The organism is Spongiactinospora rosea, assembly GCF_003315795.1.
In the GTDB taxonomy this organism is placed as follows: domain Bacteria; phylum Actinomycetota; class Actinomycetes; order Streptosporangiales; family Streptosporangiaceae; genus Spongiactinospora; species Spongiactinospora rosea.
The window spans coordinates 704,456-730,531 of sequence record NZ_QMEY01000001.1; the positions used below are offsets into that span (position 1 = coordinate 704,456).

Annotated in this window: 27 protein-coding genes and 2 tRNA genes; 17 read left to right on the top strand and 12 right to left on the bottom strand. The window is 69.2% G+C overall.

Translation table 11 applies throughout. The features are described 5' to 3' along the window. The first annotated feature begins 653 nt into the window (after nt 1-653). Together DP939_RS03640 and htpX are read left to right on the top strand one after the other, a co-directional pair. Nucleotides 654-2,309: an NADH-quinone oxidoreductase subunit N gene (locus DP939_RS03640; RefSeq protein WP_225878027.1), complete on the top strand. Its 1,656-nt coding sequence runs from the start codon at nt 654-656 to the stop codon at nt 2,307-2,309. Nucleotides 2,310-2,394: 85 nt separating this feature from the next. After that, nucleotides 2,395-3,246 (top strand): zinc metalloprotease HtpX, encoded by an 852-nt coding sequence (gene htpX, locus DP939_RS03645; RefSeq protein ID WP_113978811.1) that lies wholly within the window; start codon nt 2,395-2,397, stop codon nt 3,244-3,246. A 662-nt stretch (nt 3,247-3,908) separates the two neighbouring features. On the opposite strand, the gene DP939_RS03650 is transcribed toward htpX, so the two are convergent. After that, nucleotides 3,909-4,484 (bottom strand): pyridoxamine 5'-phosphate oxidase family protein, encoded by a 576-nt coding sequence (locus DP939_RS03650; protein WP_113978813.1) that lies wholly within the window; start codon nt 4,482-4,484, stop codon nt 3,909-3,911. A gap of 317 nt (nt 4,485-4,801) precedes the next feature. Here DP939_RS03650 and DP939_RS03655 point away from each other — a divergent pair, with 317 nt between their 5' ends. Beyond that, nucleotides 4,802-5,959, top strand: a complete 1,158-nt coding sequence (locus tag DP939_RS03655; RefSeq protein ID WP_147267852.1) for a DUF6585 family protein — start codon at nt 4,802-4,804, stop codon at nt 5,957-5,959. Nucleotides 5,960-6,003: 44 nt separating this feature from the next. Here DP939_RS03655 and DP939_RS03660 read toward each other — a convergent pair whose 3' ends face one another. Next, entirely contained in the window at nt 6,004-7,869 is a 1,866-nt protein-coding gene (locus DP939_RS03660; protein ID WP_113978818.1) for a CASTOR/POLLUX-related putative ion channel, read from the bottom strand. 250 nt (nt 7,870-8,119) lie between these two features. Between DP939_RS03660 and DP939_RS45985 the strand changes: the two genes are divergently transcribed. Next, a complete protein-coding gene (locus DP939_RS45985) occupies nt 8,120-8,509 on the top strand; it encodes a hypothetical protein (RefSeq protein ID WP_158578450.1) in 390 nt (129 codons plus the stop codon). A 152-nt stretch (nt 8,510-8,661) separates the two neighbouring features. Here DP939_RS45985 and DP939_RS03670 read toward each other — a convergent pair whose 3' ends face one another. Beyond that, a complete protein-coding gene (locus tag DP939_RS03670; RefSeq protein ID WP_113978821.1) occupies nt 8,662-9,150 on the bottom strand; it encodes a YajQ family cyclic di-GMP-binding protein in 489 nt (162 codons plus the stop codon). Between the two features lie 146 nt (nt 9,151-9,296). Between DP939_RS03670 and DP939_RS03675 the strand changes: the two genes are divergently transcribed. The 5 genes from DP939_RS03675 to DP939_RS03695 all read left to right on the top strand — a co-directional run bounded on the left by DP939_RS03675 (nt 9,297) and on the right by DP939_RS03695 (nt 12,802). Next, nucleotides 9,297-9,381, top strand: a tRNA-Tyr gene (locus DP939_RS03675). A 1,184-nt stretch (nt 9,382-10,565) separates the two neighbouring features. Further along, entirely contained in the window at nt 10,566-10,880 is a 315-nt protein-coding gene (locus DP939_RS45300) for a hypothetical protein (protein WP_147267853.1), read from the top strand. A gap of 699 nt (nt 10,881-11,579) precedes the next feature. Beyond that, entirely contained in the window at nt 11,580-11,720 is a 141-nt protein-coding gene (locus DP939_RS45990) for an SRPBCC family protein (protein ID WP_158578451.1), read from the top strand. Then, the gene (locus tag DP939_RS03690) at nt 11,717-11,968 is read left to right on the top strand and encodes a hypothetical protein (protein ID WP_113978825.1); all 252 of its coding nucleotides are present in this window, start codon (nt 11,717-11,719) and stop codon (nt 11,966-11,968) included. The genes DP939_RS45990 and DP939_RS03690 overlap by 4 nt, the downstream gene beginning before the upstream one ends. Nucleotides 11,969-12,451: 483 nt before the next feature. Next, nucleotides 12,452-12,802: a hypothetical protein gene (locus tag DP939_RS03695; protein ID WP_113978828.1), complete on the top strand. Its 351-nt coding sequence runs from the start codon at nt 12,452-12,454 to the stop codon at nt 12,800-12,802. A 53-nt stretch (nt 12,803-12,855) separates the two neighbouring features. On the opposite strand, the gene DP939_RS45305 is transcribed toward DP939_RS03695, so the two are convergent. Then, nucleotides 12,856-13,419 (bottom strand): hypothetical protein, encoded by a 564-nt coding sequence (locus DP939_RS45305; RefSeq protein ID WP_147267854.1) that lies wholly within the window; start codon nt 13,417-13,419, stop codon nt 12,856-12,858. Nucleotides 13,420-13,538: 119 nt separating this feature from the next. On the opposite strand from DP939_RS45305, the gene DP939_RS03705 reads away from it, so the two are divergent. Together DP939_RS03705 and DP939_RS03710 are read left to right on the top strand one after the other, a co-directional pair. After that, nucleotides 13,539-13,970, top strand: coding sequence for an RrF2 family transcriptional regulator (locus tag DP939_RS03705; protein WP_113978833.1), 432 nt, complete (start codon nt 13,539-13,541; stop codon nt 13,968-13,970). Nucleotides 13,971-14,002: 32 nt separating this feature from the next. Then, the gene (locus DP939_RS03710) at nt 14,003-15,220 is read left to right on the top strand and encodes a globin domain-containing protein (RefSeq protein ID WP_113978836.1); all 1,218 of its coding nucleotides are present in this window, start codon (nt 14,003-14,005) and stop codon (nt 15,218-15,220) included. An 85-nt stretch (nt 15,221-15,305) separates the two neighbouring features. Here the strand turns inward: DP939_RS03710 and DP939_RS03715 are convergent, their stop codons facing one another. Then, nucleotides 15,306-16,070, bottom strand: coding sequence for a DUF998 domain-containing protein (locus DP939_RS03715; protein WP_113978839.1), 765 nt, complete (start codon nt 16,068-16,070; stop codon nt 15,306-15,308). A gap of 128 nt (nt 16,071-16,198) precedes the next feature. After that, the gene (locus DP939_RS03720) at nt 16,199-16,696 is read right to left on the bottom strand and encodes a DoxX family protein (RefSeq protein ID WP_113978841.1); all 498 of its coding nucleotides are present in this window, start codon (nt 16,694-16,696) and stop codon (nt 16,199-16,201) included. 331 nt (nt 16,697-17,027) lie between these two features. Here DP939_RS03720 and DP939_RS03725 point away from each other — a divergent pair, with 331 nt between their 5' ends. Beyond that, nucleotides 17,028-17,930 (top strand): cation diffusion facilitator family transporter, encoded by a 903-nt coding sequence (locus DP939_RS03725; protein WP_199564911.1) that lies wholly within the window; start codon nt 17,028-17,030, stop codon nt 17,928-17,930. Between the two features lie 8 nt (nt 17,931-17,938). On the opposite strand, the gene DP939_RS03730 is transcribed toward DP939_RS03725, so the two are convergent. Further along, nucleotides 17,939-18,517 carry an alpha/beta fold hydrolase gene (locus DP939_RS03730; RefSeq protein WP_158578452.1) on the bottom strand — a complete coding sequence of 193 codons (579 nt, stop codon included), beginning with the start codon at nt 18,515-18,517 and terminating at the stop codon, nt 17,939-17,941. A gap of 65 nt (nt 18,518-18,582) precedes the next feature. Between DP939_RS03730 and DP939_RS03735 the strand changes: the two genes are divergently transcribed. Further along, nucleotides 18,583-19,134 (top strand): flavoprotein, encoded by a 552-nt coding sequence (locus DP939_RS03735; protein WP_113979489.1) that lies wholly within the window; start codon nt 18,583-18,585, stop codon nt 19,132-19,134. Between the two features lie 43 nt (nt 19,135-19,177). Here the strand turns inward: DP939_RS03735 and DP939_RS45995 are convergent, their stop codons facing one another. After that, a complete protein-coding gene (locus tag DP939_RS45995) occupies nt 19,178-19,348 on the bottom strand; it encodes a hypothetical protein (RefSeq protein WP_158578453.1) in 171 nt (56 codons plus the stop codon). 25 nt (nt 19,349-19,373) lie between these two features. Here DP939_RS45995 and DP939_RS03740 point away from each other — a divergent pair, with 25 nt between their 5' ends. Together DP939_RS03740 and secY are read left to right on the top strand one after the other, a co-directional pair. After that, nucleotides 19,374-19,898, top strand: a complete 525-nt coding sequence (locus DP939_RS03740; protein ID WP_113978849.1) for a CGNR zinc finger domain-containing protein — start codon at nt 19,374-19,376, stop codon at nt 19,896-19,898. A gap of 123 nt (nt 19,899-20,021) precedes the next feature. Further along, nucleotides 20,022-21,332: a preprotein translocase subunit SecY gene (gene secY / locus DP939_RS03745; protein WP_113978851.1), complete on the top strand. Its 1,311-nt coding sequence runs from the start codon at nt 20,022-20,024 to the stop codon at nt 21,330-21,332. Between the two features lie 13 nt (nt 21,333-21,345). Here the strand turns inward: secY and DP939_RS03750 are convergent, their stop codons facing one another. Together DP939_RS03750 and DP939_RS03755 are read right to left on the bottom strand one after the other, a co-directional pair. After that, on the bottom strand, nt 21,346-22,008 hold the full coding sequence (locus DP939_RS03750; protein WP_113978853.1) for a response regulator: 663 nt from the start codon (nt 22,006-22,008) through the stop codon (nt 21,346-21,348). Continuing rightward, the gene (locus tag DP939_RS03755) at nt 22,005-23,132 is read right to left on the bottom strand and encodes a sensor histidine kinase (protein ID WP_113978856.1); all 1,128 of its coding nucleotides are present in this window, start codon (nt 23,130-23,132) and stop codon (nt 22,005-22,007) included. Before DP939_RS03755 ends, DP939_RS03750 begins: the two co-directional genes overlap by 4 nt. A 140-nt stretch (nt 23,133-23,272) precedes the next feature. On the opposite strand from DP939_RS03755, the gene DP939_RS03760 reads away from it, so the two are divergent. Both DP939_RS03760 and DP939_RS03770 read left to right on the top strand, forming a co-directional pair. Beyond that, nucleotides 23,273-23,881, top strand: coding sequence for a C40 family peptidase (locus DP939_RS03760; RefSeq protein ID WP_113978858.1), 609 nt, complete (start codon nt 23,273-23,275; stop codon nt 23,879-23,881). A gap of 367 nt (nt 23,882-24,248) precedes the next feature. Further along, nucleotides 24,249-24,324: transfer RNA gene (locus tag DP939_RS03770), tRNA-Thr, on the top strand. A gap of 88 nt (nt 24,325-24,412) precedes the next feature. Here the strand turns inward: DP939_RS03770 and DP939_RS03775 are convergent. Both DP939_RS03775 and DP939_RS03780 read right to left on the bottom strand, forming a co-directional pair. Then, nucleotides 24,413-25,174, bottom strand: coding sequence for an RNA ligase family protein (locus DP939_RS03775; RefSeq protein ID WP_113978861.1), 762 nt, complete (start codon nt 25,172-25,174; stop codon nt 24,413-24,415). A gap of 212 nt (nt 25,175-25,386) precedes the next feature. Then, nucleotides 25,387-25,809: a DUF4190 domain-containing protein gene (locus DP939_RS03780; RefSeq protein ID WP_113978864.1), complete on the bottom strand. Its 423-nt coding sequence runs from the start codon at nt 25,807-25,809 to the stop codon at nt 25,387-25,389. Nucleotides 25,810-26,076: the final 267 nt, after the last annotated feature.

Below are 26,076 nucleotides of genomic sequence, written 5' to 3' on the forward strand. Positions count from 1 at the left end.
GGCCTGTGCTTTCCGCCGCCGGGCAGGCCGGGCGGTACGCCTACGGCAGCTCACCTTGCTTCGTGCGGCTGTGCTCTTCTCTCCTACCAGGCTGGAAGGGCTATGGAAGGGCAGGCCGTGGTCTTCGCTGCCCGGCCGCCTGGCGCGGTACGCGGCACCCGATGTGGCCCGGTCGGGAAGGTCTACCACGTTGGAGGGGCTGCGAGAGTGCAGGTCTGTGGTCTCCACCGCCCGGCAGGCCGTGCCGTGCGCCTCCAGCAGCCCGCTGTGTCCGAGACTTTGCCCTTCCTGCGCATCACTCTGGAGAGGGCACGAAAGGGCAGGCCCGTGGCCTTCGGCCCGGCCACCCAGGCGGTACATCGCGTTCGACATGGCCCCACCGGTCACGACCACCACCCGGGAGGCAGGCCGGGCGGCACGCCTCCGGCGGCCCACCCTGCGTGGCATTTCGCTGGAGGGGCCGTGAATGGGCTGGCCTGCGGTCTTCGCCACCCGGTCGCCTGGGGGGTATGCCGCGTCTCGTGTGGTCCCACTGGCCACGCTTACCCGGTTGGAGGGGCTGTGAGGGAGCAGGCTCACAGTTTCCATCGCCCGGCAGGCCTCAGGCAGCCTGTGGCCCTCGCCTTTCCTCCGCATGCCACGCTGGGGGCGCCGTGATCCAGCCGATCGACTATGCCGCCATCGCCACCCCGCTGGTCCTTGCGCTCACGGCCGGGCTGGTGCTGTTGCTCGACGCCTTCCTGCCGCGCCCGTCCGCCGAGACGGCCCCCGCCGCCACGACAGGTCCGGCCCGGCCCATACGGCAACGCGTCGCAGCGGCCCGCGTCGGCTCAGCCCCCACTGACCACGGATTGCCGAGGCGTGCGGACGACGCTTCGCCGTTCTCCCGGAGCGGGCTGAGCCTGGGCCTGGTCACGATGGCCGGGCTGCTCGGCGCGCTCGCGATCGTGCTGGCACAGGCGCTGGGTGGTACCACCCTCCGGACGTTCTGCGTGCCCGCGGAGCTGGCCCCCAAGGGGGGTTCAGCCCCCTGCTCCCTCGTCATCGATCCTTTCGCGCTGACCATCGCCGCCCTGGTCCTCGTCTCCGCCCTGGTCGTCGTACTGCTGTCGATGACCGAGCTAGCCGACGGCCACATACCCGTCGGCGAGTGGTACTTCCTGCTGCTCTGCAGCATCACCGGAGCCGTACTGCTGCCCGCCTCCCGCGACCTGATCACGCTGGTCGTCGCGCTGGAGATCGTCTCCCTGCCCGTCTTCGCGCTCACCGCGCTCAAGCGTTACGACGGCCGCTCCTCCGAGGCCGCGCTGAAACTGTTCCTGGTGTCGGTGGTCTCCACCGCGGTCATGCTGTTCGGCGTCTCGCTCCTCTACGGCCTGACCGGCACGGTCTACCTCGACCGGCTCGGCCTCGCCGCCGAGCCACGCCCGGTGTCGGTGGTCGCGATCGTCCTGGTGGTGGCGGGGTTCGCGTTCAAGGTCGCCGCTGTGCCGTTCCATTCGTGGGCCGGTGACGTCTACCAGGGCGCGCCCGTGCCCGTGGCGGCTCTGCTGTCGGTGATCTCCAAGGCCGCCGGATTCGCCGGACTCATCCTGCTTCTGGTCCTCGCCCTGGGCGCTCAGGTCGCCTTGTGGGGGCCCATGGTGGCCGTGCTGGCCGGGCTCACCATGACCGTGGGCAATCTGCTGGCGCTGCGGCAACGCCATGCCGTGCGTCTGCTCGCGTGGTCGTCGGTGGCGCAGTCCGGCTACATCCTGGCACCGCTGGGCGTCGCGGCGGCCGGAACGGCGGGCGCAACGGGCGCGCCAGGCGCGCAGGCGGCCAACGCCTCCATCGCGTACCTGGTGTTCTACGCGGCGATGAACCTGGGCGCGTTCGCCGTTGTGATGCTGGTCTCAAAGCGGAGCGAACGCAACGAGATCGACGACTACCGGGGCCTGGCCTTCCGTGACGCCCCGGCCGCCGTGGCGCTCGGCTTCTGCCTGATCTGCCTCGCCGGGCTGCCGCCTGGGCTGGCGGGCCTGTTCGCCAAGATCGTCGTGTTCCGTGAGATCGTCGGCGGGGGCGGAGCCGTCCTCGCGCTCGTCATGGCCGTCAACACCGTGATCGGCCTTTACTACTACGTGGCCTGGACGGCCCGGCTGTTCACCCCGCCGCCCACCGCCGTGGAGGCCCCCGCCACCAGCACTCGCATCACCACCCCCGTCGCCGTGGCCGCCGTCCTCGCGGTTGCCGTCGCCGTCGCGTTCTCCATCGCCCCACAGGCCGTACTCGGCCTCCTGCCTGGGTCGCTGTCCGCTGCGGGCTGACCACGTCCGGGAACGATAGGTGTGTCGCCGGGCGTTGAACCAAACGAGCCCACGGAGAACCGGCCCTTGCGAAGGGGGGAGCCACATGCATCACAACGGTCTGCGGACCGCGGTCCTCCTCGGCGCGCTTTCCGCGCTGATATTGCTGGTCGGCGCGTGGCTGGGAGGCGGGACCGGGGTCCAGATCGCACTCGTCGTCGCACTGGCGGTTAACGCGATCTCCTACTTCTTCTCCGACCGGATCGCCCTGTCGGCCATGCGCGCGCGCCCGGTCGGCGAGGTCGAGCAACCGGCCCTCTACCGGATCGTCCGTGAGCTCTCGACCGAGGCGCGCCAGCCGATGCCGCGCCTGTACGTCTCGCCCACGATGCAGCCCAACGCGTTCGCCACCGGCCGCAACCCGCGCAACGCCGCGGTCTGCGTGACCTACGGCATCACCCAGCTCCTCAACGAACGCGAGCTGCGCGGCGTCATCGGCCACGAGCTGTCCCATGTCTACAACCGCGACATCCTGGTCTCGTCCATCGCCGCGGCCCTGGCGACGATGATCACCTACCTGGGGTACATCGGCGTCTTCTTCGGAGGCTCCGACGACGATGAGGGCCCCGGCTTCCTGGGGGCGCTGCTGATGATGATCCTCGGCCCGGTCGCGGCGGGGATGATCCAGATGGCGATCTCCCGCGCCCGGGAGTACCAGGCCGACGAGTCCGGCGCCCGCCTGACCGGCGACCCGCTCGCCCTGGCGAGCGCACTGCGGAAGATCGAGCTGGGCAGCCGGGAGCTGCCCCTGCCGGAGAACGGCCGCCTCGCCTCCGCGTCCCACCTGATGATCGCCAACCCGTTCCGCGGCGCGGGCCTCGGCCGCCTCTTCTCCACCCACCCGCCGATCGCCGACCGGATCGCACGCCTGGAACGAATGGCCGGCTACCGCCGCTGAGCCGCCCCGCCCCATCGCATGGCTGGAGCGGGCGGCCGCCCATCCCGGCCGGGGCCTGGCCATCCCACCAGTGAGGTCAACTTCACCTCACCTGCCTCTGATCGCGTGGCCGGCCCAGGTTCGGCTCCGCGTGGTCGACGGCGACACGCCCGCTCAAGACCCGCTGCCGCGGACCCTTACCGCTTAGCCTGCAGAAACAGGATCACGCGCGGGATGTGGTCGTACACCCTCGCATGGACGTGACCCTCGCCGGTCGGGTCTCCACCCACCCTCCGCTCATGCGGTTGGAGCGGGGTCCAGCTATCGCCGCTGGGGCTTGGCCGTCCGGACCGAGCTGAAGTGGCCCATTGATGCACCAACCCCTCGTCGGTCAAGGGTTTCGCCGTGGGGCCGCTTATCCGGGCAGCCTCCGCCTACCGCCCCGATCAGGCCGGATCTGCGCCCACCACCCCGACCGCGTAGTTGGAGCCTGCCGCCCCCAAAGCACCCCAGACGGCACAGCACCCTGCCCCGTCCTCGCCGCCTTCCGACAGGGCAAGGCGGCACCGCACCTCCAGCTCACCGCAGGGCGAATCCGCCCTGGCGGCAGCGCCGGCCCGGCTGCCCGCGCCCCGGCCGATCAGGCATGCCTCCGCTTGGGCGGGGGAGGGGCGTCTCGTTGGTCAGGAGCGCAGGTGTACCGGATCGGTCTCGTTACCGGCCAGTGCGGGCAGGCCGTCGATGCTCGCCCGGGGGTTCTGTGACCGCTGGAGGCGCCGGGCATTACCGGCACCGGCGTTTCTGCCGTCGTCGAGGAGGGTGCGATCCTGGTCGTAGTTCATGAAAGGTACGGCGAAGCCGCACGAGTCGGCGACGCGGTCGCAGGTGACGACGATGATCGTCCGGACGCCCGGATGCGGGCCGAACAGCTTGAGCAGGCGCTCGAAGTCCTCGTCGTGCGGGGTGACGACGCGGCCGGTGCCGTACAGCCGGAGGATCTTCGGCTGGCCGGAGAACGCGCAGAACATGATGGTGATCCGGCCGTTGTCCCGGATGTGGCTGATGGTCTCAACGCCGCTGCCGTCGAGGTCCAGGTAGGCGACGGTGGTGTCGTCGAGGATGGCGAAGGTGTCGGCGTACCCCTTGGGGGACACGTTGACATGACCACCCGATTCGGGGGCGGTCGCCACGAAGTAGACGGGCTGTGCGGAGATGAAGGAACGTAGGCGGTCGTTCAGGCCTTCATAGACTTTGCCCATATGACGAAAGTATCCGTATTTGTCGCGACTTGAGCGTGATGTCCAGATGTCGGGACACGCGGTGTTGCCGTCCCGCTCGCAGAGCCCGTGCGTTGCTCTTGATGGACACAAGCCGCCGGGCGATGGCACGCGAGACGAGCTTACTGAGCGACTTACCCCGAAATGGCGTCGCCTTCACATGTTCATTGACAAGAACCTGACGAACCCTTGGCTTGTCACTCGCGGGCATCTACGATCATGACGGCCTAGCGAGAGGTAATGCCATGTTCCCTCGGTCCGCCCCACGCTCAGTCGTCATCGCGCTCAGCTTCTTATGGGTGGTCGCGGGTCTCGCCGCGCTGGTCGCCATCATCGTGATGCTCATCACGGAACCGGAGGAGGGCAGCGAGAACGTCGACACCGTCGCATGGCTCGTACTCGCCGGAGCCGCCGCCCTGGCCGGCCTCGCCGCACTGGGCACCCGGCGCGCGTGGTGGGTCTGGGTCACGCTGAACGTGGTTTGCGCTGGCATAGTGGTCTACAGCCTGGTCTCGTTGAGCGGCGATTCGATCGCGTTCTCGCTGTTCGGCGCCACCATGATGGTCGTCCCCATGTGGAACCTGGCACGCTGGGAGGCCCGCGCCTATTACCGCATGCCGGTGCGGTCCAACGTGATCCCCGGCGCCACCCCTGCCCCCGCCGACGAGCACATAGTCGACCTCACCCGCGAGACGCCGGCCGCCGGACGGGTCCCGCAGGGTGCGGCGGAGCGGGTGTACCGGCGGGACACCGCGTCGCTGTGGCGGGTGGGCCTGACCGCGCTGGGCATCGGGCTGGTATGCCTGGTCATCAGCATCATGCTGGTCGGGGCCGGACTACTCGGCGCCGACTCGCGCGGCGGGAGCAGGCTGTTCGCGCTGCCGGCCGCGCTCACCGTGCTGGCCCTGCCCGTCGGCGTGGTCCGGATCGTACGTGCGATCTCCTGGCGCGGCGAACGCTTCGAGCTGCACCCGGATGCGTTCGTCCAGGTACGGCCGGGCGACGCGAGAGAGGTGTTCGGCTGGGATGAAATCGCGGAGCTGCGAACCTTCACCCACGCCGACGCCAAGAGCCTCGTCCGTCTGCTCGACCGCGACTTCTGGTGCCTGGTACGGCGGGGCGACGGGGTCCAGGTACGGCTGGACCACACGGTGCAAGACGCCGAGCGGCTCGTGAAGGCCATCGAGGAACGGGCCGGCCGAGCCCTGGCCGCCCGGACGGAGGCGATCACGCAGTCGGGGCGGTCTGTGGCGTTCGGTGCGGTTCGTCTGACTCCGGCGGGGCTCGGATTCGGGTCGTTCGTCATCCCCTGGCGGGAGATGACGGACAAAGTGGCCGTCAGCACGGACAGCGTTGCGCTGGTACTCCAACGCCGCGTCATCCCCCTCGCCGACCCGGTCAACACCCCGAACTTCCTTGTCCTGCGCCACCTGCTGACCGCCCCCGCGCCCGACTGACCGCCTCCGGGGCGGCCCAGGGCCTCTCCGCGACCCAGGGCCTTTCAGTGGAGGGCGAGCACGATGACGTAGTCGTCCTCGCCAAGGGTGATCCTTTGTGACTTGTCCGGATTGAGGATGACGCCATAGGACGGCGCCTCGTTCACCTTGTCCCCGCGCCGGTACCCGATCGCCGTCTCGCCCCTGCGGCGGGCCGACTCGATCACCGTGGCGAACTCGATCTCCACCCCCGGGCGTACATAGTCCCCGGCCGGGCGCGGATAGATCTCCGAGCCGCGGGCGTCGAAGAGGTGGCCGAAGACCTTCGCCAGGTGCTGGTTCTCGGCGAGCTGGGCCAGCAGCAACCCGATCACCGTGTCACTGATCACGATGTCGTCGGCCTTGGTCACCTCGGCGAGGGTCCGGTTGTTCTCATCGTGCATCTCGCTGACGATCGAGTAACGCTCTGCGAGTACCGTCTGCATGTCCCTGAGCTGCAGCAACGTCATCAGCGTGCGCGTGTCGGCGTGCTGTGTGCCATACCGGTCATCGGACAGCACGATCACCCGCTCGTAGACCCCCGCGCCCAGCGACTCCAGCGCGTACCGGTCGGTGGTGTCGCACTCCTTGAAGTTGACCGTGAGGTTGCGCAGCCCGTGCAGGCCGCTCCCGGCGTCCGGGTGTGTGGCGGCGATGTCCAGTACCGAACCCGGCGCGACATAGCCGTCCATCTGCCTGACGATCTGCGGCGCGCGGACGTTCCAGTTGAGCAGCAGGGTACGTTCCGGGCGAAGCGGTGACGACTCGGTCAGTACGATCGCGTCCTCGTTCGCCTCCGGCGTCTCCTTGGCGAGCCGGATCAGCGAGTCGTCCTGCGCGATCAGCACGATCTCGTCGTCTTCGGCGATGACCGTGTCCATGGCCGGGTTGAGCATGACCGCAGACGGCGTGCGTAGCCCGATTATGGTCGCGGTTTGGTATGCCTGCAGCGCCTCGCCGTACTTCAGGCCAGCCAGCTTCGGCTCCCGGCGTAGATAGATCTCGCCGTTGTCAAAGTTGAGCAGGTCCATGCAGACCACCGAGACCCCGGACTGCCTGGACGACTGCACGATCAGCCGCGACGCCGTGTCATCGGAGTCCACGATGTGGACGTCCGGGCCGCCCGCGAGCCGCGCGGCGGCCATGTTGCCCGAGGAGGTGATCGAGGCCACCACCGGCGGATGGTCCCCGGAACGCTTGGCCAGCGCCAGCAGCGTCTTGATCACGTGCGCGTCCGGGTCCTCCCCCTGCGGGGACAGTACGACGACCGAACGCGCCACGCCCGGGTTCATCATCTCCAGGTCGGCCGGCTCAGTGGGCCGCCCGGTGCGGCAGACCACCCGGGTCCGCCCGGTGTCGCCCACCCGCTCGCGGATCTCGGTCTCCATCGAGATCTTGTCCTCGTCCGCCATGATGGCGATCACCGTGCCGCGCTGGCTCGCGTGCGCCTTGATCAGCTCGCTGACGATCGTGAACACCTGGTCCGACCAGCCGAGGATCACCGTGTGACCCTGCTCGACCACCCGTGACCTGCCCTTACGCAAGTCTTCGATCTTGGTCTTGAGGCCGTTGGCCAGCAGGCCGACGAGCGTACTGAAGATGAACAGGCCGCCCAGTGAAGCGGTGAGCATCAGGACCAGGTAGACCGGGGTGCCTTCGTCGCCCGCGATCTTGCCGGGGCTGAGGGTGTGCATGAGCGTGGACCACAGCATGCCGCCCAGGCCGTTGTTGTCCGCCGCCTCGCGCGGCGTGAGCCAGATCGTCAGCACGCTGACCAGAAGGATCACGGCCGTGGAGACGGCGGTGAGCCACCCGATCAACGCCACCGTGCCCTTGGACATGGTGTTGTCGAACCAGTACTTCAGCCGTTCCCGTCGAGTCGCGCGCGCCACGACACCCAACACCTCCCGTCAGACTACCAATCGGACAAGCTACATCCGCCGACGAAGTGCTCGCACCCTGCTAGGTCATGCCGTGATGGCCTATACGGCGACACCATGGGACTTTTGGTGATTCTTACGAAATTGGTGAAGTGTTGGCGTGTCGGGGGATAGACGGTGTTCGTCCCATATGTCGGGAACGATGTGGGCGTCCAGGCTCACCATGATCGAAGCCCCGCGGGTACGTCGGTACGCTCGCCCCGTGCCGTACTTCCTGACCGCCCACGGCCCGCCCGACGCCTACACCGACGGACCCGAACTCTACGAGAACGCCCTCGGCGGCGCCGCAACCGTCCGCGAGCACTGGATCGCCCCCGCCCGCCGCCTCGGCCTGCCGATCCTCGCCCGGCTCGCCACCGAGGACGTCACCGTGCGGCACACGGACCTGGACACACTTGCCGCCGAGGTCGTACGTCTTTCACAAGACTGGACCGATTCGGTACCCGGCGACGCGACCACACTGCACCTGATCGACGGACGGCGATTCGAGGTCCCGCTCCTCGTGGATCTCCTCCACCGCGCCGACCACCTCACGGCCGCCATCCGCCTGGCCCGCCTCGCGGGCGGCCACGTATGGATGGGCTCGATCTGAAGCCCGGGAGCGGGGGACGCCGAAAGGCTTGGGGCACACGCACAAGGCCGGCGCTCTCCTCGCCCGCGCTCGCGCCGTGTGCCCCGATTTCGCACTCCAGACCGTCCCAAACCGGCTAAGCCCAGGTCGGCGCATCTACCAGCCCCGATAACTTAGCGGTAGTTGGTGAACTGCAGGGCGATGTCGAGATCCTTGCCCTTGAGCAGGGAGATCACATCCTGAAGCTCGTCCTTCTTCTTGGAACTGACCCGCAGCTCCTCACCCTGGATCTGGGCCTTCACACCACGCGGCCCCTCATCCCGGATGATCTTCGAGATCTTCTTGGCGCTGTCCTGGTCGATGCCCTCCTTGAGCCCGACCACGAGCCGGTACTCCTTGCCCGACAGCTTCGGCTCACCCGTGTCAAGGATCTTGAGCGAGAGCCCTCGCTTGATCAGCTTCTCCTTGAACACGTCAAGGACGGCACCCGCCCGCTCCTCGCTGTTCGCCTTGACTTCGATGTCCTTCCCGGACCAACTGATGCTCGCCCCGGTCCCCTTGAAGTCGAACCTGTGCCCGACCTCCTTGACCGTCTGGTTCAGCGCGTTGTCGACCTCCTGCCGGTCGATCTTGCTGACGATGTCGAAACTCGAATCGGCCATCGATGTAGGTGTCCTCTCTACGTCCGTACCGACCTTAGCGACCTCAGACGATCAGGGTACGGAACCTCACCCCGGACAAACCGGTGTCACGCCCACCCTCGAAGTCCGCTATTCTTCTACCTGTCGCCGCGAGCAGCGGCAGACCAGGCAGGTTGCCCGAGTGGCCAAAGGGAGCGGTCTGTAAAACCGTCGGCTCAGCCTACGCAAGTTCGAACCTTGCACCTGCCACCAGCAGTGACAGCAGTTCAGAGGCCCTTCGGGGCCTCTTCTGTGTTTCAGGGGCCATGCAGCCGGATGCCGCCGTGAGCGGGCTGCGGTCGCAGGTTCCGGATATGGCCGTGGGAACGCGTTGGGAACGGCGAAGGGCCCTAGAAGCACGTCCGCACCGTGCCCGGCTCGCTCGGCTACATCGGGGGCGGGCACCCCTGCGTTCAGCCAGAGGGACACCGCCGCATGCCGTGGGTCGTACGGGCGACGGGCGAGCAATGAGGCGCACTGGGCGGGTGTCAGGGCCAGCTTCCGGGCGTCCTGCCGGCCCTCCGTGTAGGCCGTCGGGGCGACGACTTCACCGCGTTCGCTGTGGAACAGCCGGCGATCCTCGGCGACGCCGAACTCTGCGATGTGTTGCTGAAGGGTCTGGACCGGCTTGGGCGGGATGGGGACCGGGCGGGCGTCGCCGGTGTCGTCCACTGGACATTGACCTCGAGGCGGGAGACATTGACGAGGATACGGCCCGAGCCGGGCGGCAGTTGATCGACGGGATCCGGTGGCGGATCCGGAGCGGGGCGCCGTGGCGGGACGTGCCGGCCTGCTATGGCCGCTGATTCGCCGTGTACGGCCTGTTCCGCCGCTGGCAGCGGGCGGGCAGGTGGGTACAGATCCTGGCGGTGTTGCAGGCGTGTGCGGACGCCGCGGGGAAGATCGGGTGGACGGTGAGCGTGGACTCCACCATCGTCCGGGCTCACCAGCACGCGGGCGGCGCGCGCCGGGATGGTCATCTGCAGAAGGAGCCGCCCGCGAGGCCGGGGAGGCGAACCGGCCGATCATGGGCTGGGACGCCTTGCGCGGCGGGCTGACCACCACGACGCAGCTGGCGTGTGAGCAGGGCCGCAAGATGATGGCTGCGGTGGTGAGCGCCGGGCAGCGTGGCGATGGTCCCCCAAGTTCAGGCTGATGCGCGCGGACGGCCGGAGCAAGGCGTACACCGTCGGCCCGGGTGCAGGGCAGGGCGGTAGTGCCCGCCTGGGTGTACCGGCCGCAGTCTCCGGTGGATCCCGTCGATCGACTGCCGCTTGCTGAACGGCGACGGGCGCCCTCACCGCTTCGGTACCGGCAGCCCACCATGCGTGACTTCGATACACGCGCGTTGATCCATGACAATCAACCTGTGTCGAGTGAGGGTGAGAGGTGGCGTTTTGGAGGAGACGATGATCAAGAGACGTCCGCTGCGGTTCAGGCATGGCTGGGCATGGCTGATGTCTCTTGCCGGCGTCGCTTTGATTCTTGTGGCCGGGGTCTTTCTGACCGATCGCGACGATCCGGAGAGGGCTGGTCGATCAGTTTCCACGCCGACCAAGAGCGATGCTGCGCCGAACTTCAAGATCATCGATAAAGAACAGCGTATCGATGTCGATACCTTCGATCAGAAGGACAGCCCTCTGTGGCCGCTGTTCGAGGAGCTTCGTAGTGCCGTCCCCCGAAACAGCTCTACGGCCACGGACCCGTCATGAATGTTGCGCCTGCCGTCACGAGGCGGCTCGGCCCCTGACCAGCGGTGGCCTGGTCGGAGGCCGTGCGTGGGCAGGGGGGCAGGTGTTCGACGTTTTTGGGCCGGTGGTTGTCTGCTCTTGTCGTGCAGCTGAATAATTCGGCCACGTCTTGCCGCTATGCGCCTTGATCTTCATGCCGATGACGTCGTTGCCACCATGTCCAATTCGAATCGGGCGACGTAGGTGGCATCGGTGAGGTTCGGTGGAGGTAATACAGGTCGATGGGCAGGATCAAGGCATACAGATGTGCCCTGGCCCACGGCGGTAAGCCGGTGAGGGCCCGTTGAAGTCGCCGGCGGGGTGCGTCGCCGGTGCACTCGGGGCACTCGCACCTGAAGAGGACGCGGTCGGCGGTGCCCATCAGGGTCGCCTCCTGCCAGCTCGCCAGGGCGGCCGCCACCGCGCCGGGCCACAGGCGGGTGTGTTCGAGGGTGATCACTGCGGCCATGGGGCGATGGCCAAGGCCGGGAACTTGATGGATCACGGCTCGGTGGGTCCCACACGCTGAACCCCGGGTACGGACCTCGGAAGGGCGCCTACGCGGCATGGCCCTTTCTGAGCGATGGCATGAACACGATGGTCGCATGTCGGCCCGCGATTCCCAAGGTGAGGGGTCCTTTGTGGGCCTTATCACCCCCCGCTAGGGAGCAAACCATGACAATGGCTTATGAAACCGTACAGATCACGCGTACCTACCCCACCACCCCCGAAGGCATCGCCGCCTGGTGGTCACCGGATGGTTTCACCGTCGAGGTCGGTGAACTCGATCTGCGGCCGGTGGTGATCTCGTCTACACGATGACCGCCACGGGGCCTGAGCAGGTCGTGTTCATGGAGAGCCACGGAATGCCGCTGAACACTGAGTCCCGCAAGAAGTTCGTCGAGGTGTCGGTGCTGGCCAGGCACTCGTACACCTCGCTCGCGGACTTCATCCCCGGCGTGGACCCGTACGACTTCCTCACCGTGGTCGAGCTGGCGGCCGTCGAGGGCGGCGGACGCGATGGAGGCGGCCTCGTAAACATGGCAGGCTCGTGGCCCCCCTCTTTCTGACATGGCCGCCGCTGGTGACCGCCGTCCGGCCGGGCCGCCTATCCTGGTCAGCCGGCGCGGTTATCTGGGGAAACGACGTCCGCACCGGGCTGTGGAGCCTGGCGGCGACCGTGGTGCACCTGCCACGTCCCCGACCGGCCGTTGGACGTTCGAGGCGATGGCCATTGGCCGGGAACATGTGGCCGCGCGCCTACGTGAGCCTCGCGGTGTCGGCGGTCCTGGTCCTGTGCGGCCCCTGGCCCTTCATCGTGTACTTGTCGCTCGCCCAGCGGGTGGTCGCGCCGGATCGACGACGACCTCCGGCGTACGCTCGGCACCGCCCTGGAGGGCGGCAGGAGCCCGCGCACCCGTCGCGAGACCGAGGTCGGCCACCGTACGCGACTGCCTGTCGAACGCGACCAACAAGGTCGGCGCCCGCAACCGCATCCCCGCGACGTCGGCCGGCTGTGATCCACCGGTGCGAGTCGTGTCATCCTGTGCGCCATGGACGACCTTGAATTACTGCGATGGGAGTTCGGCGCGGAAGACGGATCGTTCCTCATCCAGCTTCGATGTGATCTCCATTGGGACCGGCATGCGTTCAGCCGCCTGGAGCAGGCCATGCGTCGTGTCTGTGCCGAACAGGAGACCAATGAACGACTCGACCGCTGGCTGGTCGAAGGTTACTGGTACATGGCCGATTTCGTCCGCGGCCATACCCGCCACCCGAACTTCCCCCGTCCCGAACCGCCCGCATACTACGAAGCCGCCATCGAACGGCTGCATGACCTTCAGAACTGGTTCGTCACCGGCCGATCCCCGTATCTCGCCAGCTACACATGGCCCGATCTCTAGAGCATCCAGTGGCGGCGGCAGCTTGAACAGCACGACAACAGATTCCGCTTCGGTCACTGGCAGATGGTCGGGCTCTGGGCTTGGCGGTCGAACTCCTCCTGGGTGATCGTGGTGTCGACCCAGTGTGGTGACGCCTTCTCCTCGTACCGCTGGATCAGGACCGAGCCGGGCTTGAGGCCGGCGATGCTCTCGGCGGAGAAGCCGACGTCCATGGTGTTGACCCGGGCATGGCCTTGGCCCCGGTAGCCGTAGGCGTGGTAGAGGACTTTCGGGCGCAGTACGAACGGTTTCGGCTCCACGGTCCACCCGTCCTGTGGGTCGTCCAGGCGGACGGACGCGTGCCGCCCGTCCAGGGATGGTGCGGTGAAGTTCACGTCATCGGTGACCGTCGCGGCTGAGGATGGGTGGGCGGGGCCCGTGGCCAACGGGCCTGAGGGGTCCTCGTGATGGAAGATGCTGACGCCCTCGGGGGTGGCCCCTTCGCACCAGGCCAGGACGATGATCGGATGTCCCGCCGCATCGACGCTGACCCCGGTGGACCCCGCTACGGGAGGGGAGCAACTTGAGAGGGTGATGATCCCAGCGATGACCAGTACGAGTCCGCATAAGCGCCGCATACACGTACGTTAAGCCAAGCCGGTCGGCCTGCTGCGGTTCGGGCCGGGTGGGGCGGGGTACTCGTGATCTCACTCACATAAAGAGGACTGTGAGACTCCTCTTTAAGTACGATCGCCGTGTGCACCTGAACCGGGCCACTGACATCGGCCTTCGCATTCTCATGCTCGGCGCGACCCGTGAGGACCTGCTCACCATTGATGAGCTGGCCGAATCTCTCGTCGTGCCACGGCATCACCTGGCCAAGGTGGTGCAGCGGCTGCAGCACATGGGGCTGTTGGAGACCGTTCGGGGGCGGCGGGGTGGGGTGCGGCTCGCCGGGGTGGCGCGTACCGCGTCGGTCGGCGGCATCGTACGTGAACTGGAGGGCGGGACCGAAGTGGTCGATTGTGACGGCGACCCGGCCTGCCCGTTGAGCCGAGGGGGTTGCCTGCTGCGCGGGGCGTTGCGCCGGGCGCAGGAGGCGTTCTACGCCAGCCTCGATCCGATCACGGTCGGGGACCTGACCGCGCCGCCGATCCGGCAGGTGCTGCTGAGCCTCGGCCGCCGTTGATCCGTCACCTATTCCCAGACCGGGAGGAACATATGCTTTCCGCCAGCAGTGCGCCGATCATCGAGGAGACTCTCCCCGTCGTCGGCGAGCACTTGGGCGACATTTCAGGGGTTTTCTACGACACCATGCTCGGCGAGAACCCCGACCTGCTCAACCTGTTCAGCCGGAGCGCGCAGGCGACCGGTGAGCAGAAGAGCGCGCTGGCCGGGGCGGTCGCCGCGTTCGCCAGGCACCTGGTCGGCCTCGGTCCGGACGGACCGGCCTTCGACCGGGTGGTGGAGCGCGTCGCGCAGCGGCACTGCGCGCTCGGGATCCGCCCAGAGCAGTACACGATGGTGGGAAAGTACCTGTTGAGGGCGGTCGGTACCGTGCTCGGTGACGCGGTCACCCCGGCCGTCGCCGCCGCCTGGGACGAGGTGTACTGGCTGTTCGCCACCCGGCTGATCGGGCGCGAGGCGCGCCTCTACGCCCAGGCGGGCGTGGACGGTCCCGCGCCGTGGCGGGAGTACGTCGTGGCCAGCAAGATCACCGAGGCGGACGACACGATGTCGTTCATCCTCACGCCGCAGGACGGCGGTCCCGCGCCCGATTTCGTGCCCGGGCAGTACGTCACCGTCGCCGCCGACCTGCCCGACGGCACTCGCCAGTTGCGGCAGTACTCGCTGTCGCAGGCGGCGGCCGTCGGGATGCTGCGGATCACGGTACGGCGGGTGCGCGGCAACGGCGGCGCCCCGGACGGCCTGGTCTCCGGCTTCCTGCACGACCAGGTGGACCTCGGCGACCGGCTGCTGCTCAGCCACCCGTACGGCGACCTCACCCTGCGCGCGGGCGCGTCGCCGCTGCTCCTGGTCAGCGCGGGCGTCGGGATCACGCCGATGGCCGCCATCCTGGACCACGTCTCGCGTACTCAGCCCACGCGCGACGTCACGGCGGTGCACGCCGACCGGAACGTGGCGCGGCACGCGCTGCGCGCCGAGATGAGCGCCAACGGCTCGCGGCTGCGCTCGTTCCGCAGCCTCACCTGGTACGAGCAGAACGTCCCAGACGTATCGGACGCGCTCACCGGGTTCGTCGACACCGATGCGATCCCGCTCACCGACGACGCGGACGTCTATCTGTGCGGTCCGGTGCCGTTCATGCAGATGGTCCGGGCCGGGCTGCACCGGCGCGGTGTGCCTGACGAGCGGATCCGGTACGAGGTGTTCGGCTCCGAGCAGTGGCGCCCCGCGCCCGTACCGGTGCCCGCATGACCAGGCGTCCTGCCGGGCTACCGTGCCCGGGCCGAGTCCGGTGGAGGCGCCCCTGACCTGGTCCAAGCGACCGGTTGAAAAAGGTTCATTGTGCGGCTGAGGCGGAACGGGCGCCTGCGGGACCATTCGGGAGGACGGGTTTCCGGGCCGGAGTCGGGTCCTCCGGGTTCTCCGGATTGTGCGGGGCCGGGAATCCGGCGCGGCGCAGGCGCAGGCCCAGGAGGGTGAGCCAGGTCCAGGCGGTGACGATGGCGGTCCGCTGGAGTAGTCCCGCGTGGTTCACCCAGGGTTCCAGTTGGTCGAAACCGAGCTGGGAAAGGACCAGCGAGGTCGTGAACACGACGGCGGTGGCGGCGGAATAGGCCGCCCAGCCGTACCTTCTCCGCCTGGCGAAGCGGACCGCGACGACGATCCCCGCGATGGTCAGCGCCGCGAAGCCGGGGACGGCGACCGCGTCGTGCAGCAGGGCGGGCAGCCCTGAGTACTCAGGACGCAGGGCGGGGGTGCCCGCCGGGTAGCCGCTGATCGGGTCGCCGGTGAAGACACCGGCGAGGACCATGGCGACCGCCCATACGCCGATCAGCAGCGGCGCCCAGAAACCGCCCTGCGCACGGCGCACTCCGATGGCGAAGGCCGTGGTCAGCAGGCCGCAGACGAGGAAGTTGAGGGTCTGGGTCCAGCCGAGGTCGCCGAGGGCGAGGGAGCTGACGGGGTGGCGCATCGGGTCGTAGCCGGTGCGGGTGGCGCCTTCGATGAGGAAGGCGGCGATGAAGAGCGGGCCTGCGATCACGCCGCAGGTGAGCAGGGTACGTGCCGGTTTGCCGGTCGGTGCCGCTGGTGAGGTGCCCATGGGTGTCAATGTAGGTTGACGCGGCGGCTCACGTCAACCCGGGTTGACGTTGGTCCCGGGGCTGCCGGGCGGCGTGCGTACTGTCGCCGCCCTGGCGGCTCCGGCCCTGCGGGCTTCCTGGGGGTACGTCAGGGGGCCGCGGTCGCCGGGGACGGACGGCGGGCGGTGATTCCGGCCGCCCACAGTGCGACGCCGATGTAGAGGATCTGCTCGGGGATGCGCTGCCACAAGGGTGTGGCGGGCTCGCCCGCGAGGGGCACGTCGGCCAGGGCGGCGTGGATGTTGGCCGGGAGCATGAGTACGAACAGCAGGGCCAGGCAGATGCCGGCGGCGCGGCGGGTGGCGGGGAGCAGGAGGCCGGCCGCGCCGGCCAGTTCCAGGACGCCGGTCGCGTAGACCATCAGGGCCGGGAACGGGATGAACGGCGGGACCATGGCCACCATGTCCGCGTGATTCGGCATGAAGGTGGCGGTCGGCGGGGCGAAGTGGGCGCTTGCCGTGAGCAGCAGCATGACGGCCAGGCCGTGCCCGGCGCTCACCCGCCAGGTGGCGAAGCGGGCCACGCCGAATGCCGCGCCCAGCAGGCGGAAGAACAGGGTGGCGATGACGAGAACGATCACGGTCATTGGATTCGACCTCCTTGGATAGTGATACTACCCAATATTGGATAGGATGGCTATCCAATAGATAGGCGGGTGGACGAGGCTGCGAAGTGCTTGCAGGAGCAGTAGGCACGTTGGTGTTGACGTGCTGCAATGCGGTTTTCGCGGCATCCTCGGTGGTATGAGCCGCACACCTCCCACACACGGCCATGGTCATGAGCACGGTCACGGTCACGGACATGAGCACGGTCACGGACATCAGCACGGACACGGTTCGCGCGGGCGCGTCTGGGCGCGGATCAGGCACGCGCTTCGCCCGCACAGTCATGAGGCGGCGGACAAGGTGGACGCCGCCATGGAGACCAGCGCCGAGGGCCTGCGGGCGCTGTGGATCTCGCTCGCCGTCCTCGGCTTCACCGCCGTGGTGCAGGCGGCGGTCGTGGCGGTGTCCGGTTCGGTGGCGCTGCTCGGCGACACCATGCACAACGCCGCCGACGCGCTGACCGCAGTACCGCTGGCGATCGCGTTCCTGCTGGGCCGCAGGGCGCCGACCCGGCGCTACACGTACGGCTACGGGCGTGCCGAAGACCTGGCCGGGGTCGTCATCGTGCTGGTCATCGCGGCGTCGGCGGCGCTCGCGGCGTACGAGGCGGTGGACCGGCTCGTGCATCCGCGTCCGGTGTCGAACCTGCTCGCGGTGGCGGGCGCCGCCGTGGTCGGCTTCGTGGGCAACCAGTGGGTCGCGCAGTACCGGATCAGGGTGGGGCGGAAGATCGGTTCGGCGGCCCTGGTGGCGGACGGCCTGCACGCGCGTACGGACGCACTGACCTCGCTGGCCGTCCTGGCCGCGGCGGGAGGGGCGGCGGCCGGGTGGCGCTGGGCCGATCCGGTCGTCGGGCTGCTGATCGCGGTCGTGATCCTCGCGGTGTTGCGCCAGGCGGCGCGCGAGGTCGGCCGCCGGCTGATGGACGCCGTGGACCCCGCGCTGGTGGACCAGGCCGAGGCCGCGTTGCGGGCCACGCCGGGGGTGCTCGACGTGGGGGAGATCCGGTTGCGGTGGATCGGCCACCGGCTCCGCGCCGAGTGCGCCGTGGTGGTGGACGCGGACGCGACCGTCCTACAGGCCCATGGGGTCGCGGTGAACGTGGAACACGCGCTGCTGCACGCGATCCCGCGCCTGGCGGCGGCGCACGTCCACGCCGATCCGTACGCGCCCGAAGGCGTCGACCATCACCTCATCCTGGCCGCCCACCGCTGAGAATCGGCTCACTGCGCGGCCGGCAGCTTCGCGAGGTCGGCCGCGACCGCTGCCTCGACCCCGTGCAACTGGTGTCCGCCTTCGTCGAAGGCGGACGTCGTGGCCTGGGGAAGCAGCTCGGCGTAAAGACCGAGATGGGCGAAGGGGACCACCTCATCGTCGCGGCAGTGGTAGACGTGGATCGGCGTCTCTTGCGGGAGCCTGGCGGCGGTGTCGTGCGGCGGCTCGAACTGCTCGCCGCCGTCGTAGCGCCAGCCGTCGCCGCCCCACATCGGCGCGGCCATCAGCACCAGGGCGGCGATCGGCCGCGGCGGCTCGATCTCGGCCAGGCACTTCACCAGGACCGACCCGCCGAGCGAGTGGCCGATCAGGACCAGCGGACCGGACATCGAGGCCATCTCCTCGATGATCCGCTGCTTCCACTTCGCGTGGTCGGGCTCGTGCTCGTCGGGCATGGCGGGATAGTGGATCTCGTGCCCGGGGCCGAGCGCCTGTCTCAGCCGCGCGACCAGCTCTCCGTCCGCCGCATGGGCCCCCTGCCCGGCCCCATGGACGAACAACGTCTGCTGCCCTTCCACCTGTGCCACCCCCCTCAGCCAAGGAATCTCACGCTAGCAAGGCGGTCCGACAGAATTCGCGTACGCTCGTGACGATGGCCGGTGGAGATCTCTACGTGATCGTGTGCGCCGCGGGCCCGGCGGCGGAGGCCGGGCGGCTGGTCGGCATGGCGCAGCGGCGGGGGTGGGGGGTTCAGGTCGTCGCGACGCCGTCGGCGGTGGATTTCCTGGACGTCGCGGCGCTGGAGCGGCAGACCAGTCGGCCGGTCCGCACCCGTTACCGCAGGCCCGACGAACCGAAACCGCCCAGACCGGGCGCGATCATCGTGGCTCCCGCGACGTTCAACACGGTGAACAAGTTCGCGCTCGGGATCGCCGACACCTACGCGCTCGGCCTGCTCGCCGAAGCCCCTGGGCTGGGGATTCCGGTGGTGCTGATGCCGTACCTCAACGCGGCCCTCGCCGCACGCCCGCCGTTCCGCCGGGCGCTGGAGGCGCTGCGCGAGGAGGGGGTCCGGGTGCTGTTCGAGCCGCATCCGGCGGGCGCGGGGGACGACGAGGCGGCGGCCTTCCCATGGGACCTCGCCCTCACCGCACTCGACGGACTCACCGCCCGGCGTCCCTCGGCCTTGCCCGGCGACGTCTAGCGTCCACATGTCGCGCACGACCAACTGCCGGGAGTTGTCTGGGTCAGGTGGGGATGGTGGTGGTGATGGTGTCGAAGGGGGCGGCTGATTTGATCAACCAGCTTCCGCAGGAGCACCGCAGGTAGAAGATCACCCCCTCGGAGGTGAGGTGGCTGGAGATCAGGCGCTGGGCTCCTGGATCGTGGACCCCTTCCCGGCAGGTTCGGTGGCTCATGGTGTCAGGATGATGTAATGCCCTTATGCAATTCAACGCTTACGGAGGCCATGGCGCCGCGCTGGCCGCAGCGCTCGTCAACTTCCGTGATCATCGGCTTGAGGCGTTGGAGGAGCTGCTGGCCGCGTACGAGATCGGGCGGCCGAAGTTGGTGGCCGCGCACGCGGACGGGCTGTACGCCTGGGCCGAGCGGATTCGGCCGATCTTCGGTGAGCAGGACAAGGATCAGCAGGTCGCGCTGATCAACGGCCTGCTGGCGGCGGCCGCCTCGCGGCCCTACGTCAGCACCCACGACGGCCTGCCGCCGCATCTGCACTACGTGTCCGACGAGGCAGACCTCGGTTCCCGCGTCCGTGCGGTCACCGCCGGCGGCCTCGCGATCGCGGCCACCTTCTCCGACGGCTCTCGCCTCGGCCGGTGTGAGCGTCCCGGCTGCGCCGTCGTCTTCGTGGACACCTCGCGTAACGGCCGCCGCCGGTTCTGCTCCCCGCAGTGCGCCAACCGCTTCAACGTCGCCGCGCACCGCGCCCGCCGGCACGGCGAACGCTGACTGTACGCAGATTCGCGTACGGCGAGAGCCGCGTTCCGGCGGATGCCCCGGACGCCCCCCGCTGGCGAGAATCGCCGCTGTGATTACCGCAGCCCGTAACCATCCGTACGCCCGGCGGCCGTCGTGCTGAGCGTGATCGCCCGTGCGTTCCGCACGCCCGAGTTGCGGGGCAAGCTCCTGTTCACGCTGGGCATGATCGTGTTGTTCCGGTTCGGGCAGATCCTGCCCGCCCCCGGGGTGCACGTCCAGAACGTCACCGCCTGCCTGACGCAGGCCCGTACGGGCTCGTCGCGGACCGTGCTGGACATGATCCAGTTCTTCAGCGGCGGCGGAATGCTCCGGCTCTCGGTCTTCGCGCTCGGCATCGTGCCGTACATCACGGCCAGCATCCTGATCCAGCTCCTCGCCGTGGTGATCCCCCGGATGGCGGCGCTGCGCAAGGAGGGGCAGGCGGGTACGGCCAAGGTCACGCAGTACACCCGCTATCTCACGGTCGGGCTCGCCGTACTGAACGCCACCGCGATCGTCGCGATGGCGCGTTCCGGGCAGATCTTCGCCTCCTGTGACCGTCCGCTGCTGACCGGTGATGACATGCTCACCGTCGGCACCCTGGTGGCCACGATCACGGCGGGCGCGGTGCTGGTCATGTGGATGGGGGAGCTGGTCACCGCGCGCGGGGTCGGCAACGGCATGTCGATCCTGATCTTCACGCAGGTGGTCGCGGTCTTCCCGTCCTACCTGGCCACGATCATGCGGCAGAACCCGCTCGCCTTCGCGCTGATCATGGTGCTGGGCGTCTTTCTGGTCGCCGCCGTCGTGTTCGTGGAGCAGGGGCAGCGGCGCGTCGCCGTGCGGTACGCCAATCGCATGGTGGGCCGCAGGGTGTACGGCGGTACGTCCACGTACATCCCGATCAAGGTGAACCAGGCCGGTATCGTCCCGGTCATCTTCACCTCGTCCCTGCTGATGCTGCCGCAGCTCGCGCTGTCCTTCCCGGCCGTGCAGTCCAGCCCGGCCGCCGCCTGGCTGACCCGGTACCTCGTCTCCGGTGACCATCCGGTCTACGTCATCACGTACTTCGCGCTGATCGTTGGCTTCGCCTTCTTCTACGTTTCGATCACCTTCGATCCGGTGGAGATCGCCGGCAACCTGCGTACGTACGGCGGGTTCGTGCCGGGCATCCGGCCGGGGCGGCCGACGGCCGAGTACCTGAACTACCTGCTCAACCGGCTGACCGCGCCCGGAGCCGTCTATCTCGGGGTGCTGTCGTTGATCCCGATCGTGGCGTTCGTCCTGCTTCGGGATCCGGCCACCCAGCAGAACTTCCCGTTCGGCGGCGCGAGCATCCTGATCATGGTGGGCGTGGGGCTGGAGACCGTCAAACAGATCGAAAGCCAGCTCCAGCAGCGCAACTACGAGGGCTTCCTCCGCTGACGCACAGGGCGGGTCAGCCGGGGATCGTCAGGCCCGCCCGCATCGCGAACACCACGAGCTGGGCGCGGTCGCGGGCGTGCAGCTTGACCATGGCCCGGCTCACGTGGGTGCGTACCGTGTCACGGCTGAGCACCAGCTCCCTGGCGATCTCCTCGTTGGACCTGCCGGTGGCCACCCAGGCGACCATCTCGCGTTCGCGCGGGGTCAGTTCGTCCAGGCCCGCGACGGCGGGGCCGATCCCGTCGGCCAGGTGGCGGCCGAACATGCCGATCACCCGCCTGGTCACCGAGGGGGAGAGCAGCGCCTCGCCCGCCGCGACGACCCTGACGGCGTGCGCCAGCTCCTCCGGCGCGCGCTCCTTCAGGATGAAACCGCCCGCGCCCGCCTGCAGCGACTCGAACACGTAGCGGTCGATCTCGAAGGTGGTCACCACGATGACCCGTACGTCGCGCAGGCCGGGGTCGGTGGCGATGGCCTTGAGCGTGGCGACGCCGTCCATGCCGGGCATCCGGATGTCCAGCAGCAGGACGTCGGGGCGGGTACGGCGGAGCAGGTCGAGCGCGGCCGCGCCGTCGGCCGCCTCGCCGACCAGTTCCAGGTCGGCCTCGCGTTCGATGAGGACCCGCAGGCCCATCCGGACCACGGCCTCGTCGTCGGCCAGCGCGACCCTGATCATGCGGCCGGCCGGGGGAAGCGGGCCACCACGCGGAAACCGCCGCCTTCGCGCGGACCGGCGGTGAACCGGCCACCGGCCGCCTCCACCCGCGCCCGCATCCCGGCCATGCCCCTGCCCTCGGCAGGGAGGGCCGCCGTGGAACCCCAGCCCCGGTCGGTGACCTCCACGACGAGGTCGCCGGACGTGCTCGGCTCCTGCGCCACGCGCACCACGGCGCGGGTCGGGCCCGCGTGCCGCATCACGTTGGTCAGCGACTCCTGGACGACGCGGTGGACGGCCGCGCCCAGGTGGGCCGGTACCGGCCCGTCCGGCTCGGCCACCTCCAGGTCCACCGGGAGCCCACCGGCCCGCACGGTCTCGGCGAGCGTCCACAGCCCGTACGGCCCGGCGGCGGCCAACGGTTGCGGCGCCGCTTCCCGGGCGGTCGCGGGAGGTGGTGGCGTGGCGTGCAGATCGCTCTCTGGGGGTGGGGACATCGTGTCGAGGGCGGCGCGGAGGTCGGCGAGGGCGCGGGTGCTGGTGGCGCGGATGGCCTCCAGGGACTCTCTGGCCTGTTCCGGGCGTTCGTCGAACATCAGCAGCGCCAGCCCCGCCTGCATCGCGATCGCCGCGAGCCCGTGCCCCGCCGCGTCGTGGACCTCGCTCGCGATCCGCATCCGCTCCTGGCGGGCCGCCCGCGCGGCCACCTCGTGGTAGACGTCGCGCGGGGCGGAGGTACGTGAAGCCGCGGACGGCTTGGCCGAAACGGACGGGGCGGTCACGCCCGCCGACTGGCCGCTCTGGGCGGCGGCCGGGGAGATGCCCCAGGGCAGCGCGAGCCAGCCGGTCCAGGCCAGTATGAGGATGACCGGCAGGTCGCCCGGGCGCGGCAGGTGCGAGGGCACCAGAGGCACGGCGAGCACCCGGTCGGCGAACGCGCTCCACAGCCCACGCCGCCGCATGATCTCCAGCACGGCTAGGCCGGTCACCGCCCACAGGCCCACCGCGCCCGCCTCGGACACGGTGGCCCACACCGACCCGGCGGAGACCGCGACGCCGAGGAGGGCGTCGTCCCACCGGCCGGTCGCGGCCCGCGCGTTGCGGGCGCGGCGCCGGGCGGGCGGGTGCGTGTGCTGCTCGGCCACCTCTCCCCACGGCTCCCTACGAACGCCTGACTGCTCCCACCGAACTGCTCCCCATCGGCTACGCCGATCTGTTCGTGAGACTAGTCGATCTGATCCGCCTGCCCGGCCCGCCGGCACGGCAGAATTCCCCTGTGGGGAAAATGTGGCGGTACGTCCGTAAGCGGTATCCGCACGTCAGGTACGTCCTCCCCGTCGTCCCCGCCGCCGCCGTACTCACCCTGGCCGTCGCCTCCACGCCGCTCGCCGCCCCCATCGACGTCGTCGGGGATTCGCGCGGGGTGGTCGCGCTCGCGGAGGCCGTCATGCGGGGACGGGCGCTGCCGGGCTGGCGGGGCGGGGCCATACCGTACGTGTGGGGCGGCGGTCACGCCCGCAGGCCGGGGCCGTCGCGCGGCACCTGCCTGGGCTATCGCGGCAAGGTCCGCCCGTGTCCGGCCGAGGACACCACCGGGCTGGACTGCTCCGGCCTGGTCCGCTGGATCTACCACCTGGCGTACGGCGACGACGTGCTCGGCGGCGGCACCACCAACGACCACATCCGCCGTTTCCGCAGGGTGGTCGCGGAGGAAGCGCGCCCGGGCGACATCGTCTTCTACGGGGACAAGCGCACCGACACCCACCACGCCGGGATCTACGTGGGCGACGGCCGGATGATCAACGCCCTCCGGACGGGGACCTTCGTACGTCTGGACGAGGTGACGGTCCTGGACGACCTTTTCGGCTATTACCGGCTGAAAGACGACAGATGATCGCATACTAGTTCGGTATCGGCGATGCGCGTGTTGTTCTGGGTGACCTGTGGGGCTTGGGCTTAGTCTGTCCGTTCGTGGAGAGGCATTGGGTGGGGCCGGACGGCCTTCAGATCACGGGCGCCGTGCGCGCGGGCCGGCAGGTGCTCCGGCTGCGCCGCAACGGCCGGATCGTCGCCGAGTGCCGGTCGGTCGAAGAGGTCGCGCGGTACGTCGATCTGGCCGACCTGTGCGAGGTCATCCCGCTTCCACGCCGCCCGCAGGACCCGTCCGCAAAGGCCGATCGGGCGGGCCGATCTGATTCGCGCGAAGCAGGGGTGCCGTGTATGGTTACACCTGTCAGCGACGCAAGAGCGGCGCGAGACAAGCCCCTATAGCTCAGTCGGCAGAGCGTCTCCATGGTAAGGAGAAGGTCAACGGTTCGATTCCGTTTGGGGGCTCCACCACAGAGCATCGCATGACGCCCGACTCGCACATCCGCGAGCCGGGCGTTTTACGTTGTCACGCCATCTCCGCCGTGCCGCGCCGGCGTCACTTCCTGGCGGCGCGGCGCTTCAGGGTGCGGTCGTAGTCCTGGAAGCGGGCCTTGGTGATGACCGCGCGGTCGGGGGTGCGCAGCACGATGCCCTCGTTCGCGCCCGGCTCGCCGGAGGTGGCCACGCGGGTGACCCGGTACGCCTCCATGAACGCGCGCATGCCGGCGATGTCGGCGGGCAGCGCGCCACCGTCGATCTCGAACAGGCGGGGCGTCAGCTCGACCCCGAAGGCCCGCGCGGCCTCGCGCAGCGCCGGTTCGGCGGCGTAGGGCTGCCCGCCGTCCTGCCGCCACGCGGAGATCTTCGCCAGGTCCCATTCCAGCAGGTCCGGCCCGATGGTGGCCATGTCGAACAGCCGCAGCGCGGGCTCGCCCGAGCCGTACTTCCGCCAGGCCGGAAGCTGCTTCCCGCCGTACACCTCCAGGTAGAGGACCGTGATGGCGTCGCGCTCGCCCGCGGCCTCGCGGGCCACGGAACGCAGAGCGTCGACGATGCCCAGCGCCGGGTTGTGGACCACGTCGCCGCTCGCGGTGAGCAGGTCCTCGCGGGAGCCGATGAGCCACGTGCCGTCCGGAAGCAGAATCACTCGCCCGTTGGTGCCGTCGACCTTCTCGGTGCCCAGCACGGTCCCGGGGAAGACGGCGGGCTCCTCGACCAGGCCGCCGTTCTTCGGGTCGAGGGTGTGGTGCGTCGGAATGGACGGGTACTTGGTGAGTGAATTGAGCCTGCGCAGATCAGCGGTGCGCAGCGAGAACACGGCCGCTCCTTCGGTCCGGTATCGGGGGATCAGGCTAAGCTCCCGGACCTGCGCCGCGCCTCCGCTTTTCACCGGGGGCGGCCTCCCGCGGCGTGCGGGAGGCCGCGGTTTCCGCAGCGTTCGCCCCAGTCGAAGGGCTCGCCGGGATTCTAGGGTGGCGCGGTCACGATTACCTGGGAGGGGCGTTCGCCGCCCGCGGCGAAATCTCGCCGTTAAGGTGTCACTTGGCCGCAGGCGGCGGCCTGCTCGGGCGTCTGGGCGCTGTCGAGGCAGGCCACGACGTCGTTGACCACGAAAATCGCGGCGGCCAGCCAGACGGCGGCGATGACGGTGCTGAGCGCGCCGAGGATGATTCCGGAAATGGCCACGCCCTTGTTCGAGGCGCCCTTGCGGCTGATCCGGCGCAACGCGCCGATGCCGAGGCCGATGGCGACCAGACCCATCGGTCCGCCCAGCCAGAACGTCAAGGGCACGATCGCGAAGATGACACCGATGATCCCGACGACCAGCGCCGCGGTACCGAGGCCGTTCCGTTGTGGCGGGGGGCCGCCGGCCGGCGCGTAATAGTCCGGGAATTGCGCCTGCGGCGCCCCGGGCGGTGGTTCGTAGGGGGGCTGTCCTTGACCGTGGGCCATCAATGCTCCTGATCGTATGTGGAACGGATCGTGAGCAAGTTAATGGAGTTAATCCTGCTATGTGGCGAAATGTAGGGCACAAATAAATAACACAAATAAATAACTCGGCTCCCTCCCATGGCCCCACGGCACGCGGGGCCCGCGCCCGACCGGCACGTTGAGCCCCGTCCCCGCGCCTGAGTGGCACGTCGAGCCCCGTACCCGGGGTGAATCCGTTCGCGTGAGGGCGGCCCCGCCTGGTAGTCTGACCAGCGATCCAACCCAGGA